This window comes from Pseudomonas sp. zfem001 (assembly GCF_032621725.1).
Lineage (GTDB): Bacteria > Pseudomonadota > Gammaproteobacteria > Pseudomonadales > Pseudomonadaceae > Aquipseudomonas > Aquipseudomonas sediminis.
This window is the reverse complement of record NZ_JAVYJI010000002.1, coordinates 722,343-740,319: the sequence shown is the minus strand read 5'-3', so window position 1 is coordinate 740,319 and position 17,977 is coordinate 722,343. Positions and strand designations below refer to the sequence as shown.

Below are 17,977 nucleotides of genomic sequence, written 5' to 3'. Positions count from 1 at the left end.
TCATTTCCTCGGGTCGAAGGCATCGCGGGCGGCTTCGCCGATGAAGACCAGCAGGCTCAGCATGATCGCCAGCACGGCGAAGGCACTGATGCCCAGCCACGGGGCCTGCAGGTTGCTCTTGCCCTGGGCGACCAGCTCGCCGAGCGACGGTGCGCCAGGCGGCAGGCCGAAGCCCAGGAAGTCCAGGGCGGTAAGCGTGCCGATCGCACCGGTGAGAATGAACGGCATGAAGGTCATGGTCGAAACCATGGCGTTGGGCAGAATATGGCGGAACATGATGGCGCCGTTCTCCATGCCCAGTGCTCGTGCCGCACGCACGTATTCCAGGTTACGCCCGCGCAGGAATTCGGCGCGGACCACGTCGACCAGGCTCATCCAGGAGAACAGCAGCATGATGCCCAGCAGCCACCAGAAGTTCGGCTGCACGAAGCTGGCGAGGATGATCAGCAGATAGAGCACCGGCAGGCCCGACCAGATTTCCAGAAAGCGTTGGCCAAGCAGGTCGACCCAGCCGCCATAGAAGCCCTGCAGCGCACCGGCGATCACGCCGATCACCGAGCTGGCCAGGGTCAGGATCAGGGCAAACAGTACCGAGATCCTGAAGCCGTAAATCACCCGCGCCAGGACGTCACGGCCCTGATCGTCGGTGCCCAGCCAGTTCTGTGCCGAGGGTGGTGCGGGGGCTGGTACTTCCAGCTCGTAGTTGATACTCGAATAGCTGAAGGGGATCGGCGGCCAGATCATCTTGCCGTCCTTTTCCGCGATCAGGTCCTGAATGTACGGGCTCTTGTAATTGGCCTGCAGCGGGAATTCGCCGCCGAACACGGTTTCCGGGTAGCGCTTGAGTACCGGGAAATACCACTCCCCGTCGTAGCGCACGGCCAGGGGCTTGTCGTTGGCGATCAGTTCGGCGCCCAGACTCAGACCGAACAATATGAGGAACAGCCAAAGCGACCACCAACCACGTTTATGCGCCTTGAAGCGGTCGAAGCGGCGTCGATTGAGAGGCGAGAGTTTCATGCTCAACCCTCCCGGCTTTCGAAGTCGATGCGCGGATCGACCAGGGTGTAGGTAATGTCACCGATCAATTTCACGACCAGTCCCAGCAAGGTGAAGATGAACAGGGTGCCGAACACTACTGGATAGTCGCGGTTGATCGCCGCTTCGAAGCTCATCAGGCCCAGGCCGTCGAGCGAGAAGATCACCTCGATCAGCAGCGAGCCGGTGAAGAAAATGCCGATAAAGGCAGCGGGGAAACCGGCGATGATCAGCAGCATGGCGTTACGGAACACATGCCCGTAGAGCACGCGGTGGTTGGTCAGGCCCTTGGCGCGGGCGGTAACCACGTACTGTTTGTTGATCTCGTCGAGGAAGCTGTTCTTGGTCAGCAAGGTCAGGGTGGCGAAGTTGCCTATGACCAGGGCTGTGACCGGCAGTACCAGGTGCCAAAGGTAATCGAGAATCTTGCCGCCGAGGCTGAGCTGCTCGAAGTTGTTCGAGGTCAGGCCGCGTAGCGGGAACCAGTCCCAGTAGCTGCCGCCGGCGAACAGCACGATCAGCAGGATGGCGAAGAGGAACGCCGGGATGGCGTAGCCGACGATGATCGCTGAACTGGTCCAGACGTCGAAGGCGCTGCCGTGGCGGGTGGCCTTGGCGATGCCCAGCGGGATGGAGACCAGATACATGATCAAGGTGCTCCAGAGACCGAGTGAAATCGACACCGGCATCTTCTCGATGATCAGATCGATGACCTGGGCGTCGCGGAAGAAGCTGGAGCCGAAGTCCAGCTGCGCGTAGTTCTTGAGCATGATCCAGAAACGTTCCGGTGCCGACTTGTCGAAACCGTACATTTTCTCGATCTCGGCGATCAGCTGTGGGTCGAGGCCCTGGGCGCCTCGGTAGTTTGAGCCGGCCACCGACACTTCGGCGCCGCCGCCGCCGATGCGCCCCGTGGCGCCGCCGGCAGCCGCATCGAAACCTTCCAGCTTGGCGATCATCTGCTCGACCGGGCCGCCGGGTGCGGCCTGGATGATGATGAAGTTGATGACCAGAATGCCGAACAGGGTCGGGATGATCAGCAGCAGGCGGCGAAAGATATAGGCCAGCATGTTATTGCTTCGCCTCTTCGGTCGCTTGTTCGGCGGCTTGCTGCTGGGCCTCGCTTGGCTGCTCCAGGCCTGGGCGTACCCACCAGGTGTGCAGGCCGATATCGTAGAGCGGCGTCACTTTCGGATGCTCGAAGCGATTCCAGTAGGCGACGCGCCAGGTCTTGATGTGCCAGTTGGGGATCACGTAATAGCCCCACAGCAGCACGCGGTCGAGAGCCCGAGTGTGTGCGATCAGATGTTGCCGCGAGTCGGCGTTGATCAGTCCTTCGACTATCTGGTCGATGGCCGGGTCCTTGAGACCGATGAAGTTGCGGCTGCCAGGGTTGTCCGCGCTGGAAGAATGCCAGTATTCACGCTGTTCGTTGCCCGGCGAGTTGGACTGGCCGAAACCACCGACGATCATGTCGAAATCACGCGAACGCAGGCGGTTGATGTACTGCGAAACGTCAACACGGCGGATCACCAGCTCGATGCCGAGGTCGGCCAGGTTGCGTTTGAAGGGCAGCAGCACGCGTTCGAATTCGGTCTGCGCGAGCAGAAACTCGAAACTTACCGGCTGGCCGCTGGCGTCCAGCATGCGATCACCGTCGATACGCCAGCCAGCCTGTTGCAGCAGCTGGTAGGCGCGGCGCTGTTGCTCTCGGATGATGCCGCTGCCGTCGGTGACCGGTACACGGAATTCTTCGCTGAACACTTCGGCTGGAATCTTGCCGCGCAGCGGCTCGAGGATCTTCAGTTCGTCTTCACCGGGCAGCCCTTGCGAACCCAGCTCGGAGTTGTCGAAGTAGCTGCGGGTGCGGAAATAGGCGCCGTTGAACAGGCGTTTGTTGGCCCATTCGAAGTCGTACAGCAGGCCCAGTGCTTCACGTACGCGGCGATCCTGGAACTGCGGACGGCGGGTGTTGAAGATGAAACCCTGCATCCCTGTGGGGTTGCGGTTCTGGATTTCTTCCTTGATCAGCTGGCCGTTGGCAACCGCCGGGGTGTTGTAGGCGGTGGCCCAGTTCTTCGCACTGGTTTCCAGCCAGTAGTCGAACTGGCCGGCCTTCAGCGCTTCCAGGGCCACGGTGTTGTCGCGGTAGTAGTCGATCTGGATGGTGTCGAAATTATAGAAACCACGGCTCACGGGCAGGTCCTTGGCCCACCAGTCGTCGACCCGCTCGTAGCGGATGCTACGACCGGCCTGGACACGACCGACCTTGTATGGGCCGCTGCCCAGAGGCACCTCGAGATTGCTCTTGGCGAAGTCGCGCTCGGCCCACCAGTGCTTGGGTAGCACCGGCAGTTGGCCGACGATCAGCGGCAGCTCGCGGTTGCCGGCGTGCTTGAACACGAAACGCACGCTGTGCGGCGATTCCACTTCCACCTCTTCGACATCGGCGTAGTAGCCGCGGTACATCGGTGCGCCTTTTTCCATCAGCGTATCGAAGGTGAACTTGACGTCCTCGGCGGTGATCGGCGTGCCGTCGTGGAAGCGCGCTTCCTTGCGTATCAGGAAGCGCACCCAGGCGTTGTCAGGCGCTTTCTCGATCTTTTCTGCCACTAGGCCATAGGCGGTGAAAGGCTCGTCCATGCTCTGCACGGCAAGGGTGTCGTAGATCAGATTGATCTCGTCGGCGGCCACGCCCTTGCTGATGAAGGGGTTGAGGCTGTCGAAGCCACCGAAACCCGCTTCGCGAAACGTGCCGCCCTTGGGCGCGTCGGGGTTGGTGTATTCGAAGTGCGTGAAGTTGGCGGGATATTTGGGCGGCTCGTCGTAGAGGGTGACGGCATGCTTGGGGGCGGCGAAGGTGAGGCCGGCCAGGCCGAGCAGAATGAGGCTGCTACCGTGGAGCAGGAAACTGCGCAGCGGGTGGGTCATCGAGCGTTCTCCGTGGGCTTCAGCCACCAGGTGCGCAGGCCCAGGGTGTAGGGCGGCGTGGTGACGAAGGCGAACCGGTTGCGGTACGCCAGGCGGTGATAATTGATGTACCAGTTGGGAATGCTGTAGTGCTGCCAGAGCAGGACCCGATCAAGGGCCCGTGCGGCTGCCACCTGTTCGTCCCGCGTCTGCGCCGAGAGCAGCTTGTCGATCATCTCGTCGACCACCGGATCATTGACGCCCGCATAGTTCTTGCCACCCCTGATGTTCACTTGGCTGGAATGGAAATACAGCGATTGCTCCAGGCCTGGGCTGAGGGTTTGCGGCAGGGTCAGCAGGATCATGTCGTAGTCGAACTGGTCAAGGCGTTGCTTGTATTGGGCGCGGTCGACAGTGCGCAGGTTGGCGCGTATGCCGATACTGGCGAGGTTGGCGATATAGGGTTGGAGAATGCGTTCGAGGCTGGGGTTGACCAGCATGATCTCGAACTCGAGGCGTTGACCGCGAGCATTACGCAACTCCTGGCCGGAAGGCTTCCAGCCGGCGTCGGCCAATAGACCTAGGGCGCGGCGCAAGGTTTCCCGGGGGATACCGCGGCCATCGGTTACCGGTTGTGTCAGTGGCTCGGTGAGCAGGCGCGCGGGCAGCTTGTCGCGGTGAGGTGACAGCAGCAACCACTCTGCGCCTTCGGGTTTGCCGGTGGCCGAGAATTCGCTGTTGGGGTAGTAACTGGCGGCGCGTACGTAGGCATTGTTGAACAGCGTGCGATTGGTCCACTCGAAATCGAACATCAGCCCCAACGCTTCGCGCACCCTGCGGTCGCTGAACAGCTCGCGGCGCGTGTTCATGAACAGTGCCTGGGTCTGCGTCGGGATCTGGTGCGGTATCTCGGCGCGAATCACGTCGCCGCGGATCACGGCCGGGAAGCGGTAGCCGTTGCTCCAGTTCTTCGCCTGGTTCTCGATGTAGAAGTCGAATTCACCGGCCTTGAAGGCTTCGAAGGCGACATGGTTGTCGCGGTAGAACTCGACCTCGACGCGGTCGAAGTTGTACTTGCCACGATTGACCGGCAGATCCTTGCCCCACCAGTCCTTCACCCGTTCGAACACCAGGCGCCGGCCAGGCACGACCTGGACGATGCGGTACGGGCCGCTGCCCAGCGGGGCGTCGAATGTCGTGCTTTTGAAGTCGCGATCTTTCCAGTAGTGCTGCGGCAGCACCGGCAGTTCCCCCAGGCGCAGGATCAGCAGCGGATTGCCGGCGCGCTTGAAGACGAAGCGGATGCGGTGACGACCGAGGATATCGACGCGCTTCACCTCCTGCAGGTTGGTGCGGTACTGCGGATGGCCGTCATTGCGCAGCAGGCGATAGGAGAAGGCTACGTCATAGGCGGTGATCGGCTTGCCATCGTGAAAGCGCGCTTCGGGGCGCAGATTGAACACCACCCAGCTGCGATCTTCGCTGTACTCGACGCTTTTGGCGATCAGGCCGTAACTGGAGGCTGGCTCATCGCCGGAAGGATCGTAAGCGCCCGTGCCGACCATCAAGGGTTCATTCAGCTCATTGGCGCCGTACTGCAGGAAATGCGCGGTCGAGATCGGGCTGCTGCCCTTGAGTGTGTAGGGATTGAGCGTATCGAAAGTACCGGACGCCATGATGCGCAACGTGCCACCTTTGGGCGCATCGGGGTTGACCCAGTCAAAATGACTGAAGCTGGCAGGGTACTTGAGTGTCCCGAACTGGGCGTAGCCGTGGCTCTCGCTGATAGTCGCAGAGGCGGGAAAGCTCAAGGCCAGGCTGAGGAACAGCAGGAGGAGGGGACGCATCGGGCGTGAGATCCGATCCATGGCGGCGTTTGGGCTCTGGGGCGGTACAGTAACAGCTTGTATGGACAGGAAAAAGAGTGCAGCGGTGGGCGGGCGGTTACCACGCTATGACATACACTTCAGGGACACGCCATGAGGGTACGAATTTGTCGGAACGAAGCCATGGTTTGCAGTCATGGATCGATCGCCTGAACCAAGCTGAACTGCCCGCGCTGGCTGCCGTCGTGCAGGATCTGCAACGCCTTGCGCAGCAGGATTCTGCATCGGTGCAGCAGTTGGCCGATGTGTTGCTGCGTGATGCGGCGCTGACCAGCAAGGTGCTGCGGGTCGGCAACAGCGTCTACTACAACCCGTCCCAGGAAACCATCAAGACCATCTCGCGAGCCATTGTCCTGATCGGCTTCGACAATGTGCGCCTGATCAGCCTTTCTGTGAGCCTGATTGACGGGCTGCTAACCCGTGCGCCGCGAGAGCAGTTGCAGACATTACTCGCGCGTTCTTTCCATGCCGCGGTGCAGGCGCGCAACCTGGCTGGCTATGTCATTTCCGGGCACACCGAAGAGGTATTCATCGCTGCACTGCTCCATCACCTGGGCGAGCTGGCGTTCTGGGGTTGTGGTGGGGCGCAGGCTGACGAACTGGCCGATGCCCTTGACCGCCCCGGTGTCGATGTCGATGAGGCGGTGCGTGAGGGGCTCGGCGCCAGCTTTCGTCAACTTACCCAGGCGTTGTTGAAAAGCTGGAATCTGAGCGAAACCGCCATCCTCGCCCAGGCAGGCGCCAGCCAGCATGATCCGGCCGCCTACGCCGTACAGTTGGGCGTGCGAATCAGCGAGGCGGCGATGGGTGGCTGGGATTGTGCGGAAATGGAGGGCGTGCTGGGCAAGGTAGCGGCGTTTATCGAGCTGACTCCCGAGGAAACCCTGCAGCAGGTGCTGGCCAGTGCTGATGAGGCGGTGAAGGTCGCCTCGACCTTCGGTGCCAGCAAGTTGTGCCGGCTGATTCCCAATACCGATCCCGAGCAGATTCGTCAGCAGCAGGAAGAGCGTCGTGCGCGCTTACTGCAGCCGGATCTGTTGGTGATGCAGCAGGCACTGCAGGATCTCGGCCTGATGGTCAATGCCAGGGTCGATGTCGGGCTGGTGCTCGATACCTTGCTCAAAGGCCTGCATCGCGGCGCTGGCCTGGAGCGTGTGATGCTTACGGTGCTGGCCGATGGGCAGAGCCGCTTCCGCGCCAAACGGGTGATCGGTGAAAAGTCGCAGCAATGGCTGGAGGAGTTCGTACTGCCAGCCGAGCAGATGGAGCAGCCGCATATCTTCAGTTATGCGCTGCGCCATCGTGAGGCGATCTGGATGGGCGTGCCCGCCAGCTACAACCTGGCCGAGCTGGTGACCCAGCCGATACGGCGCAGTCTTGGCGCTGGCATGTTCTTCATCGCGCCGATTATCGCGGGTACGCGGGAAATCGGCGTGCTGTATGCCGACAGCCGGCTGTCCGGGCGGGCGCTACGACATGAGCAGTTCGTGGCGTTTCAACGCTTCACGCAATTGGCGGGGCGTTGTCTGGAGGCGATCAGCAGGCGCTGATCACGGCAGGTAGAGGGTCAGCATTTCCCCTGGTTGCAGCCTGCTGCTGCGTGGGTTCCAGGCTTGCAGGCGCTTTAGGTCGATCTTGAAGCGCTTGGCGATGACGTACAGCGAATCACCATGCTGCACGCGGTAGTAGGTGGCCTTGTCGCGCGAACTGGAGGTGCTGCGAGCGGTGCTGGCGACACGCGCGCTGCTATCGGCGGCGGCCAGGGTGAGCACCTGGCCGACTTTCAAATCATTGCCCTGCAGCTTGTTCCAGCGCTTCAGATCATGCACGGCGACCTGGTTGGCGCGAGCGATCTGCCACAGGTTGTCGCCATTCTTCACTTGATAGGTCCGGCTGGCCACGCTCTGCGCGGTGTCGCGCTGTTGATACAGCGGCTCGCTCGGCTGCGTGCCAGGTTTGCCTGGAATGGTCAGTACCTGGCCGATGCTCAGGTTGTTGCTGCTCAGGCGATTGACGTCCTTGAGCATGTTCACTGAAAGGTGATGACGATTGGCAATGGCGTGCAGGCTATCGCCGGAGCGCACGGTGTAACTCTGCCAGTCGACCATTTCCTGCGGTTTCATCAAGGCCAGGTTGGCGCTGAGCATCTCGGCTTTGTCGGTTGGTACCAGCAGATGTTGCGGGCCATCGAGGGTAATGCCGCGCTTATAGGCCGGGTTGAGCTGCAGCAGTTCCTGTTCATCCAGGTCGGCCAGTTTGGCGACGCGGGCCAGATCCATGTGCTGCTTGATCGCGATCTGTTCGAAGTAGGGTTCGTTGGCGATCGGCGAGAGGGTCACGTTATAGGCTTCCGGCGTCAGGATCACCTGCGACAGCGCCAGTAGCTTGGGCACGTAATCTTCGGTTTCCTTGGGCAGCGACAGGTTCCAGTAGTCGCTGGGCAGGCCGAGTTTCTCGTTGCGTTCGATGGCGCGACTGATGCGGCCTTCGCCAGCGTTGTAGGCAGCCAGGGCGAGTAACCAGTCGCCGTTGAACATTTCGTGCAGGCGGCTGAGATAGTTGAGTGCGGCCTGGGTCGAGGCGGTGACGTCGCGGCGACCGTCGTACCAGTTGGTCTGGCGCAGGTTGTAGTAACGGCCGGTAGATGGAATGAACTGCCAGAGGCCGACCGCGTGCGCCGAAGAATAGGCTTGCGGGTCGTAAGCGCTTTCGATCACTGGCAGCAGCGCCAGCTCCATCGGCATGTCGCGCTCTGCCAGGCGTTCGACGATGTAGTGGATATAGGGGGCGCTACGTTCGCTGACGGTGTCGACGTGCTTAGGATTGCTGGCGTACCACAGGCGTACGCGTTCGATGCGCGGGTTGATGCCTATCTGGTCCTGCAGCTTGAAACCGTCGCGCATGCGCTCCCAGATATCGGTGTATTCGCGGGGTTTGATTTCGCTGCTGAGCCACTCGGGCTCACGTTCCATGCCGATGGCGCGGGAGGTATCGGCAGAGCGATCCGGGGTGTCGCTGGGCAGGCTCTGACAACCGGCCAGGATCATGCAACACATCACTGCGAGCGCTCGAGAGCTTCGCGCCAATGCCTTTATATTCAATGGCTTGCGTGATGATAAAGGCATTGGCTGAGGTGTTCATCCCGACGAAAAATTCGGGCGATTCTAGGAATCGAGGCGGTGCTGGTCAAGTTTTCACCAGTCCCGGACTGGTCTTTTGCGGGCCTGTCGACCTTTTTCTCAGCAGCTAGAAGTTGTCTTTCCAGGCGCGCAGGCTAGCGAATACGGCGCTTGGCTCGCTCGACTGGCGGTCATCGCGTCCGTTGGTCGCAGCGACGACCGAAGGCTCGCCAGCACGCAGGAAAGGATTGGTGGCCAGTTCCAGTTCGATGTTCGACGGCAGGCTGATGCGGCCTTCGTCGCGCCAGCGGGTCACTTCGGCCAGGCGTTCGTTTAAGCGCGCATTGTCCGGCTCGACGGCGTGGGCGAAGCGCAGGTTGCTCAAGGTGTATTCGTGGGTGCAGTACACCAGGGTACGGGCGGGCAGGGCAGCCAGGCGGCTGAGAGACTGATGCATCTGTTGCGGGGTGCCTTCGAACAGGCGGCCACATCCGCCTGCGAACAGGGTATCACCACAGAACAGTAGGTCCTCTCCGGCGTGGTAGTAAGCAATATGACCGAGCGTGTGGCCAGGCACGGCCATGACCTGGAAGCGCAGGCCGAGCACGTCGATCTCGTCGTTATCACTCAGGTCGAGGTCACGGGCCGGGATCTTTTCTGCCGCCGGGCCGGCAACACGTGCGCCGGTGGCTTTCTTCAGTGTTTCGACACCGCCGACATGATCGAAGTGGTGGTGGGTGATCAGGATGTCGCTGAGCGTCCAGTCAGGACGGGCCTCCAGCCAGGCCATGACCGGCGCCGCGTCGCCGGGGTCGACCACGGCGCAGCGCTTGCTGCGGGCGTCCTGCAGCAGCCAGATATAGTTGTCATTGAAGGCGGGCAGCGCGTCGATCTGAATCATTGCGGGTCGCTAAGCTGATGATAAAGGTGCATCTTAGACACGACATGCAGAACCTGTCATGCGGAGGCAGCGATGACTGATGAGGCATTCGCCCAGGCCGACCCTGAGTGGCTCAAGCTTATCGGCGAGGCGCGCGACTGGCTTGCCGGGCCGCTCGGCCAACTGTTGCTGGAGGAAGAGCGGCGCTTGCTGGAAGAGGAGCTGGCGCGTTTTTTCGGTGGTTATCTGGTGAGCTACGGCCCTGGCGCCGAGGGCCCGCCCAAAGCGGGACAGATCCAGCACAACGTGCGCCTTGGCGCGCCGATGCCAGGCGTGCAGATCGTCTGCGAAGAGCAGTCCTGGCCGCTGGGCGAGCACGCCGCCGACGTGGTGGTGCTGCAGCACGGCCTGGATTTCAGCTTGTCACCCCACGGCCTGTTGCGTGAGGCGGCGCGTAGCGTCAGACCTGGCGGGCATCTGTTGATTCTGGGTATTCACCCCTGGAGCTCCTGGGGTGTGCGTCGCCTGTTTGCCCGGGACGGTTTGGCCAAGGCACGTTGTATCGCCCCGAGCCGTGTCGGCGACTGGCTGAGTTTGCTGGGCTTTGCGTTGGAGAAACGGCGGTTCGGGTGCTATCGTCCGCCGCTCGCTTCGCTGGCCTGGCAAACGCGCCTGCGGCGAATGGAGAGCTGGGGCGATGCCTGGCAGTTGCCGGGCGCCGGTTGTTACCTGTTGGTAGCACGCAAGTTGGTGGTTGGTTTGCGTCCGTTGCGGCAGTCGCGCCGCGAGCCGATGGGCAAGTTGCTGCCGATGCCAGTGGCGAAGGTCAGTCGGCGTGATCTCGACAACTGATTGCGGCAATTTGCTGCCGGCCAGACTCCGGCCAAACAATTCTGTACAGAGCTTATGAATGTCTGAAAACCATGATGTGGTGATTTACACCGACGGTGCCTGCAAGGGCAATCCTGGCCCCGGAGGTTGGGGCGCGCTGCTGGTGTACAAAGGTGTGGAGAAGGAACTCTGGGGCGGAGACCCCAATACCACCAATAACCGCATGGAGCTGATGGCGGCGATTGCCGGCCTGATCGCGCTGACCCGGCCGTGCTCGGTCAAGCTGGTGACCGACTCGCAGTATGTGATGAAGGGTATCCAGGAATGGCTGCCGAACTGGAAGAAGCGCGGCTGGAAGACCGCTTCGAAAGAGCCGGTGAAAAACGCCGATCTCTGGCAGAAGCTGGATGAGGAAGTGAATCGCCATCAAGTGAGCTGGCAGTGGGTGCGCGGGCATACTGGTCACCCCGGCAATGAGCGTGCCGACCAGTTGGCCAATCGCGGCGTCGACGACGTGCGTGCGGCGCGCTGAGCGGTTATTCAGCACCTGAGTTAAGATGCTGCGCTGAGTGTGCGGCAACCCGAATAGATGAGAGAGGCAAGGCGTGACAACCGAGAACACCGTCAAACGCTACGTAGTGCTGGATACCGAAACCACGGGTATGCCGGTCACCGACGGGCACCGCATCATCGAGATCGGTTGTGTCGAATTGCTGGGCCGCCGTCTGACCGGGCGTCACTTCCACGTTTACCTCAACCCCGATCGTGAAATCGACGAAGGCGCCATCGCGGTTCACGGCATTACCAACGAATACGTTGCCGACAAGCCGCGCTTCAAGGAAGTCGCCGATGAATTCTATGAGTTCATCAAGGGCGCCCAACTGATCATCCACAACGCGGCGTTCGACGTTGGTTTCATCAACAACGAATTTGCCCTGTTGGGGCAAAGCGAGCGTGCCGACGTCAGCGATTATTGCTCGGTACTCGATACCCTGATGATGGCGCGCGAGCGTCATCCGGGGCAGCGCAATAGCCTCGATGCGCTGTGCAAGCGTTACGGCGTCGACAACTCCAACCGCGAACTGCACGGCGCCTTGCTCGACTCGGAGATTCTCGCCGACGTCTACTTGGCGATGACTGGCGGGCAGACCAATCTGTCCCTGGCCGGTGAAGGTTCCGATGGCGATGGCAGCGGGCGTCAGCAGGCCACGCCTATTCGCCGTCTTGACGCATCGCGTCCGCGTACTCGCGTCATTCGCGCCAGCGAAGACGAACTAGCGGCGCACATGGCGCGTCTGGCCGTGATCGAAAAATCCGCAGGCGGCCCGTCGCTGTGGGCGCAGTTGGAAAAAGCGCCGGAATAACCGAACAGCGCAATTGCGACCTTTTCTTATAGCGTGATGCACAGGGGGTTCCGCCGATCGGGGGGAGCCTCTAACCTGAGGTGATGGGCAGGCCAAGCCTGCCAGCCTTCAGGACGTCACAATGTATAAAGATCTCAAATTCCCCGTCCTAATCGTGCACCGCGACATCAAGGCCGACACCGTGGCTGGTGATCGCGTGCGCGCTATTGCTCAGGAGCTTACCCAGGACGGTTTCAGCATTCTGCCCACGGCGAGCGCTGCCGAGGGGCGCATTGTCGCGTCCACCCACCACGGCCTGGCCTGCATCCTTGTGGCCGCCGAGGGAGCGGGGGAGAATAGCCGCCTGTTGCAGGACATGGTCGAGCTGATTCGTGTGGCGCGAGTGCGTGCACCGCAGTTGCCGATCTTCGCCCTGGGTGAGCAGGTCACCATCGAGAATGCGCCGGCCGAGGCCATGGCCGATCTCAATCACCTGCGCGGCATCCTCTATCTCTACGAAGACACTGTGTCGTTCCTCGCCAGGCAGGTGGCGCGTGCGGCGCACAACTATCTTGACGGCCTGCTACCGCCGTTCTTCAAGGCGCTTGTGCAGCACACCGCGCAGTCCAACTATTCCTGGCACACACCTGGTCACGGCGGTGGCGTGGCCTATCGCAAGAGTCCGGTGGGTCAGGCCTTCCACCAGTTCTTCGGTGAAAACACACTACGTTCGGATTTGTCGGTGTCGGTGCCGGAGCTGGGCTCGCTGCTTGACCACACTGGCCCGCTGGCCGAGGCCGAGGCGCGTGCGGCGCGTAACTTCGGTGCCGACCACACCTTCTTCGTGATCAACGGCACCTCGACGGCGAACAAGATCGTCTGGCATTCGATGGTCGGCCGCGATGACCTGGTGCTGGTGGATCGCAACTGCCACAAGTCGATCCTGCACTCGATCATCATGACCGGCGCGATCCCGCTTTACCTGTGCCCCGAGCGCAATGAACTGGGGATCATCGGGCCGATTCCGCTCTCCGAGTTCAGCAAGGAATCGATCCAGGCCAAGATCGACGCCAGCCCGCTGGCGCGTGGTCGCGCGCCCAAGGTCAAGCTGGCGGTGGTGACCAACTCCACCTATGACGGCCTCTGCTACAACGCCGAGATGGTCAAGCAGGCGCTGGGCGGCTCGGTCGAGGTGCTGCACTTCGACGAAGCTTGGTACGCCTACGCCGCTTTTCACGAATTCTATGCTGGCCGCTATGGCATGGGCACCCAGTGCGATGAACATTCGCCGCTGGTGTTCACCACGCATTCGACGCACAAGCTGCTGGCTGCTTTCAGCCAGGCCTCGATGATTCACGTGCAGGATGGCGGGCAGCGCCAGCTGGATCGCGACCGCTTCAACGAAGCCTTCATGATGCACATTTCCACCTCGCCACAGTACGGCATCATCGCCTCGCTGGATGTGGCCTCGGCGATGATGGAAGGGCCGGCAGGGCGCTCGCTGATTCAGGAAACCTTCGACGAGGCGCTGAGCTTCCGTCGCGCGCTGGCCAATGTGCGGCGTAACCTCAGTGCCGAGGATTGGTGGTTCAGTATCTGGCAGCCGGGGGCGGCCGATGGCGCCGACAGCCTGACGACCGCCGACTGGGTATTGCAACCGGACGCCGACTGGCATGGCTTCGGCGAAGTGGCCGATGACTATGTGCTGCTCGATCCGATCAAGGTCACGCTGGTGATGCCCGGCCTCAATGCCGCCGGCAAGCTAGAGCCGCAGGGCATTCCCGCCGCGGTGGTCAGCAAGTTTCTCTGGGAGCGTGGCCTGGTGGTGGAGAAAACCGGCCTGTACTCCTTCCTGGTGCTGTTCTCCATGGGCATCACCAAAGGCAAGTGGAGCACGCTGCTGACCGAGCTGCTGGAGTTCAAGCGCAGCTACGACGCCAATCTGCCGTTGATCGATGTACTGCCCTCCATCGCCCACACGGGCGGCGGGCGCTATCAGGGTATGGGCCTGCGTGACCTGTGCGACGCGTTGCATGGCTGCTACCGCGAGAACGCCACGGCCAAAGCGCTGAAAAGCATGTACACGGCGCTGCCTGAACTGGCGATCAAACCGGCCGATGCCTACGACCGTCTGGTGCGCGGTGAGGTCGAGGCGGTACCCATCGATCAATTGCAGGGGCGTATCGCTGCGGTGATGCTGGTGCCTTACCCGCCGGGTATTCCGTTGATCATGCCAGGCGAGCGCTTCACGGCGGCCACGCGCTCGATTCTCGACTACCTGGCGTTCGCGCGGACGTTCGACCAGGCCTTCCCGGGGTTCGATATCGACGTGCACGGTTTGCAAACCGAGGCGGGTGAGTACAGCGTGGATTGCCTGGTGGAGTAATCCTGCCGTGGATCTGTCGGGGAGCAAGATCCTCGACAGATCAATCTCTTATCTCTGACATTCAAAGCGGTTGTTAACGTCCGGGGCGTGCCCTGCGTCACAGTGGCAAGCATCGACTTTTATGGCGCGCTTGTTATAGTTGCTCGGTTATTAATCACAAAATTGTTACTGTGCTGCCGAGCCGCGGCTGAGGATGCCTGCCATGTCCGACTACAAAGCCTTCCGCGTCGAGCTGGCGGACAAGATCGCCCATGTGCAGATCAACCGTCCGGACAAGATCAACGCAATGAATGCCGACTTCTGGCGCGAGATCATCGAGATCTTCCAGTGGGTCGATGACAACGATGCGGTCCGTGTCGTAGTGCTCTCCGGTGCTGGCAAACACTTTTCCTCGGGCATCGACCTGATGCTGCTGGCCTCGGTCGGTGCCCAGCTGGGCAAGGACGTTGGTCGCAACGCCACGGCACTTCGCCGCAAGATTCTCGAACTGCAAGCCTCCTTCAACGCCGTCGACAATTGCCGCAAGCCAGTGCTGGCTGCCATTCAGGGCTATTGCATCGGCGGCGCCATCGACCTGATCAGCGCTTGCGACATGCGTTATTCCACGCTCGATGCACAGTTCTCGATCAAGGAAATCGACATGGGCATGGCTGCCGATGTCGGCACCCTGCAGCGTCTGCCGCGCATCATCGGCGACGGCATGATGCGTGAGCTGGCCTTCACCGGGCGCAACATCGATGGCACTGAAGCTGCCCGTATCGGCCTGGTAAACCGCACCTATGAAAATCAGGAGGTGCTGCTGTCCGGGGTGATGGAGATAGCCGCACAAATCGCCGCCAAGTCGCCGATTGCCGTGCGTGGCACCAAGGAAATGATTCGCTATATGCGCGATCACCGGGTCGACGATGGCCTTGAATACATCGCCACCTGGAACGCCGCCATGCTGCAATCGGAAGACCTGCGCCTGGCCATGGCGGCGCACATGACCAAGCAGAAGCCGGAGTTCGCCGACTGATGCCGTATTCGCTGATGTTCGCTGCGAGGCCTAGAGCATGGTAAGTGGAGCCACATCCCTGAATCTGGTGCGCGACGAGCTGTTCGTCACCATGGAAGAGGCCGAGCAGAGCCTGGAGCATTTCATCGCCGAGCGGCACAACGGCAGTCTGTTGCAGCAAGCGGTGGAAAGCCTGCACCAGGTTCGCGGCACGCTCAACCTTATCGAACTGGCCGGAGCGGAACTGCTGGCTCAGGAAGTGCTGGATCAGGCCACTGATATTCCGGCTGGTGCTGGTGAGGAGCGCGACGCGCAGCTCTCGGCGCTGAGCAATGCCCTGCATGTACTGCGTCGTTATCTGGAAAACGTCGAAGCCCATCGCCAGGAAATGCCTGAGCTGTTGCTGCCGGCGATCAACGATTTGCGTCAGGCCGGTGCGCAGCAGCCGCTCCCGGAAAGTTTCTTCTTCAGCGTTCGCCTCGATCATGCGCGGCCGCACACGGCTACCCAGCCACTCGATGGCGCGGCCAAGCTGAGCGAAGGCAAGCGCCTACGGCATATGTATCAGGTCGGGTTGCTGGGTTTTATCCGTGAGCAGAATCCGCAGGCCAGCCTCAAGCTGATGGTGCGTGCCATGGCGCGTTTGGACAGCCTGTTCGCCAACGAGCCGCGCGGACGCATGTGCTGGATTGGCGCGGCTGCAATCGAAGCCCAGTGCGATGGCCAACTGCTGCCGCGCAAATCGCGCAAGCAGCTGTTTTCGCGAGTGGATCGCGAGCTCAAGCTTATGCTCGGCAACCCACAGTACGAGGCGCCGCGCAGCTTGCTGAAAGAGTTGCTGTATCTGGTCGCGCTCGCCGATAGCCATGGCCCGCACGCCACTGCTATGCGCGAAGTGTTCGGCCTCACGCCATTGCCATTCACTGACCATTTGCTGGAAGAGGAATACCAGCGTCTGGCCGGGCCGGGGCAGGCGGTGATGCGTTCGTTGTCCACGGCGATTCGCGAAGAGCTGGCCAGCGTCAAGGACATGCTCGACCTGCTCGAGCGTGGCACCTTGCAAGGTGAAACCCTGGGCACCCTGCATGCGTTGCTGGGCAAATTGGCCAAGACCCTCGGCATGGTCGGTTTGAATTCTGCCGGCAACTCGCTTGGCGCTCAGCTGCCGCAGGTTGCCGCCTGGAGTGAAGAAACGCCGCCGCAGGCGGAGCAACTGCATAAGCTGGCTGATGCCGTGCTCTATGTCGAAGGTATGGTGGCCAGCCTGGAGCGTGGCGAGGGTCGCGATCTCAGGCCGGCTGCTGTCGAACCGGGCAATGAGGCCGACTCCTTCGCCACTCATCAGCTCAACGAAGCCCGTATCGTGGTGGTCGACGAGGCCCAGGCCGGTTTGGCTCTGGCCAAACGCGCGATCACCGCGTACCTGGAGTCGGCTGGCGATAAGATGCACCTGTCCAACGTGCCGTTCAGCTTGCAGGCCGTGCGTGGTGGCTTGTGGTTCCTCGAGCAGCGCCGCGCCGCGATGCTGGTCGGTGCCTGCGCCGACTATATCCAGGCGCGCATGCTCGATTCCGCGCAAATGCCGTCGGAACAGATGCTGGAAACCCTGGCTGATGCGCTGAGCAGCCTCGAGTATTACCTGGAAGCCGGCGCTGTGATGCGCCCGGAAACCCGCCCCAGCGTGCTCGATCTGGCTGAGGAAAGCGTCAAGGCGTTGGGTATGCCGGTGGCGGCCTGATGGTCTGGCGCAATACCTTTCTCGATCCTGCTCAGCCAGGCGGCTGGGCGCTGCTCTACAACCAGCAGCACTTTCTTGCCGACAGCAATGGCGTGCTATTTCCGCGTGACTGGGTCAAGCGCCAGGACCTGCCGATTCTAGGCGAGCAGGGTATCGGTCATTTCGGTGACGATGCCGTTTACCTGCTGCAACTCAAGCCCTCGGCGACGCTGGAGGGCTGCGCCTGGCAGAGCCTGCGTCAGTTCATGCTGCAGGGCGAAGCAGAAACCTTCCGCATGCTGGCCTACGCCGCACAGATTGGCACCTGGTACGCCGAGCACCGCTACTGCGGCAGCTGCGGTGCGCCGACTCGTCAGCTTCCAGGTGAGCGGGCGATGCGTTGTGACAGTTGCGAATCGCAGCACTATCCGCGTATCTCGCCGAGCATGATCGTGCTGGTGACGCGTGGAGACGAGGTCCTTCTGGCGCGCTCGCCGCGTTTCGTGACAGGGGTCTACAGCACCCTGGCAGGCTTTGTCGAACCAGGCGAGTCGGTGGAGCATTGCGTGGCACGCGAGGTGCGCGAGGAAGTTGGTCTCGAGGTGAAGAATCTGCAGTACATCGGCAGCCAGGGCTGGCCGTTTCCGCATTCGCTGATGCTCGGCTTCCATGCCGAATTTGCCGGTGGCGATATCGTCATGCAGGAAGACGAAATCGAGGATGCGCGCTGGTTCCGTGTCGATGACTTGCCGCCATTACCGGCGTCGCGCTCCATCGCTCGCCATCTGATCGACCTTTACGTCGCGCGCCGCCTCGGTCTGCCCGAGCCGAGTCTGTAGGGCGGGTGCAACCCGCCAAGTCGTTGCGGCGGCG

The 17,977-nt window shown here is 61.6% G+C and carries 14 protein-coding genes; 8 read left to right on the top strand and 6 right to left on the bottom strand.

All coding sequences use genetic code 11. The annotated features are described in order from the left end of the window. From RTH74_RS11380 to RTH74_RS11365, 4 genes are read right to left on the bottom strand one after another with little or no spacing between them, the layout of a single operon-like run. The gene (locus tag RTH74_RS11380; protein ID WP_279922965.1) at positions 1-1,020 is read right to left on the bottom strand and encodes an ABC transporter permease; all 1,020 of its coding nucleotides are present in this window, start codon (positions 1,018-1,020) and stop codon (positions 1-3) included. A gap of 2 nt (positions 1,021-1,022) precedes the next feature. Beyond that, complete coding sequence (locus RTH74_RS11375; RefSeq protein WP_279922966.1) at positions 1,023-2,108, bottom strand: microcin C ABC transporter permease YejB; 1,086 nt, start codon at positions 2,106-2,108, stop codon at positions 1,023-1,025. A 1-nt stretch (position 2,109) separates the two neighbouring features. Then, positions 2,110-3,969: an extracellular solute-binding protein gene (locus RTH74_RS11370; protein WP_316914707.1), complete on the bottom strand. Its 1,860-nt coding sequence runs from the start codon at positions 3,967-3,969 to the stop codon at positions 2,110-2,112. After that, positions 3,966-5,795 (bottom strand): extracellular solute-binding protein, encoded by a 1,830-nt coding sequence (locus tag RTH74_RS11365; protein WP_316914706.1) that lies wholly within the window; start codon positions 5,793-5,795, stop codon positions 3,966-3,968. The genes RTH74_RS11370 and RTH74_RS11365 overlap by 4 nt, the downstream gene beginning before the upstream one ends. 107 nt (positions 5,796-5,902) lie before the next feature. Here RTH74_RS11365 and RTH74_RS11360 point away from each other — a divergent pair, with 107 nt between their 5' ends. Further along, a complete protein-coding gene (locus tag RTH74_RS11360) occupies positions 5,903-7,384 on the top strand; it encodes an HDOD domain-containing protein (RefSeq protein ID WP_316914705.1) in 1,482 nt (493 codons plus the stop codon). Here the strand turns inward: RTH74_RS11360 and RTH74_RS11355 are convergent, their stop codons facing one another. Together RTH74_RS11355 and gloB are read right to left on the bottom strand one after the other, a co-directional pair. Further along, positions 7,385-8,959 (bottom strand): LysM peptidoglycan-binding domain-containing protein, encoded by a 1,575-nt coding sequence (locus RTH74_RS11355; RefSeq protein ID WP_316914704.1) that lies wholly within the window; start codon positions 8,957-8,959, stop codon positions 7,385-7,387. It lies immediately after the preceding gene. A 121-nt stretch (positions 8,960-9,080) separates the two neighbouring features. Continuing rightward, complete coding sequence (gene gloB / locus RTH74_RS11350; protein ID WP_316914703.1) at positions 9,081-9,854, bottom strand: hydroxyacylglutathione hydrolase; 774 nt, start codon at positions 9,852-9,854, stop codon at positions 9,081-9,083. A gap of 72 nt (positions 9,855-9,926) precedes the next feature. Between gloB and RTH74_RS11345 the strand changes: the two genes are divergently transcribed. The 7 genes from RTH74_RS11345 (at position 9,927) to nudC (ending at position 17,943) form a co-directional block, all read left to right on the top strand. After that, on the top strand, positions 9,927-10,685 hold the full coding sequence (locus RTH74_RS11345) for a methyltransferase domain-containing protein (protein ID WP_316914702.1): 759 nt from the start codon (positions 9,927-9,929) through the stop codon (positions 10,683-10,685). Positions 10,686-10,743: 58 nt separating this feature from the next. Further along, entirely contained in the window at positions 10,744-11,196 is a 453-nt protein-coding gene (gene rnhA / locus RTH74_RS11340) for a ribonuclease HI (protein WP_099524432.1), read from the top strand. Between the two features lie 73 nt (positions 11,197-11,269). After that, positions 11,270-12,028: a DNA polymerase III subunit epsilon gene (gene dnaQ / locus RTH74_RS11335; protein WP_099524431.1), complete on the top strand. Its 759-nt coding sequence runs from the start codon at positions 11,270-11,272 to the stop codon at positions 12,026-12,028. Positions 12,029-12,149: 121 nt separating this feature from the next. After that, the gene (locus tag RTH74_RS11330; RefSeq protein WP_316914701.1) at positions 12,150-14,393 is read left to right on the top strand and encodes an Orn/Lys/Arg decarboxylase N-terminal domain-containing protein; all 2,244 of its coding nucleotides are present in this window, start codon (positions 12,150-12,152) and stop codon (positions 14,391-14,393) included. 202 nt (positions 14,394-14,595) lie between these two features. Next, the gene (locus RTH74_RS11325; protein ID WP_316914700.1) at positions 14,596-15,408 is read left to right on the top strand and encodes a crotonase/enoyl-CoA hydratase family protein; all 813 of its coding nucleotides are present in this window, start codon (positions 14,596-14,598) and stop codon (positions 15,406-15,408) included. Between the two features lie 37 nt (positions 15,409-15,445). Then, positions 15,446-17,125 (top strand): ferrous iron transporter B, encoded by a 1,680-nt coding sequence (locus tag RTH74_RS11320; protein ID WP_316914699.1) that lies wholly within the window; start codon positions 15,446-15,448, stop codon positions 17,123-17,125. Next, positions 17,125-17,943, top strand: coding sequence for an NAD(+) diphosphatase (nudC, locus tag RTH74_RS11315; protein WP_316914698.1), 819 nt, complete (start codon positions 17,125-17,127; stop codon positions 17,941-17,943). Before RTH74_RS11320 ends, nudC begins: the two co-directional genes overlap by 1 nt. Positions 17,944-17,977: the final 34 nt, after the last annotated feature.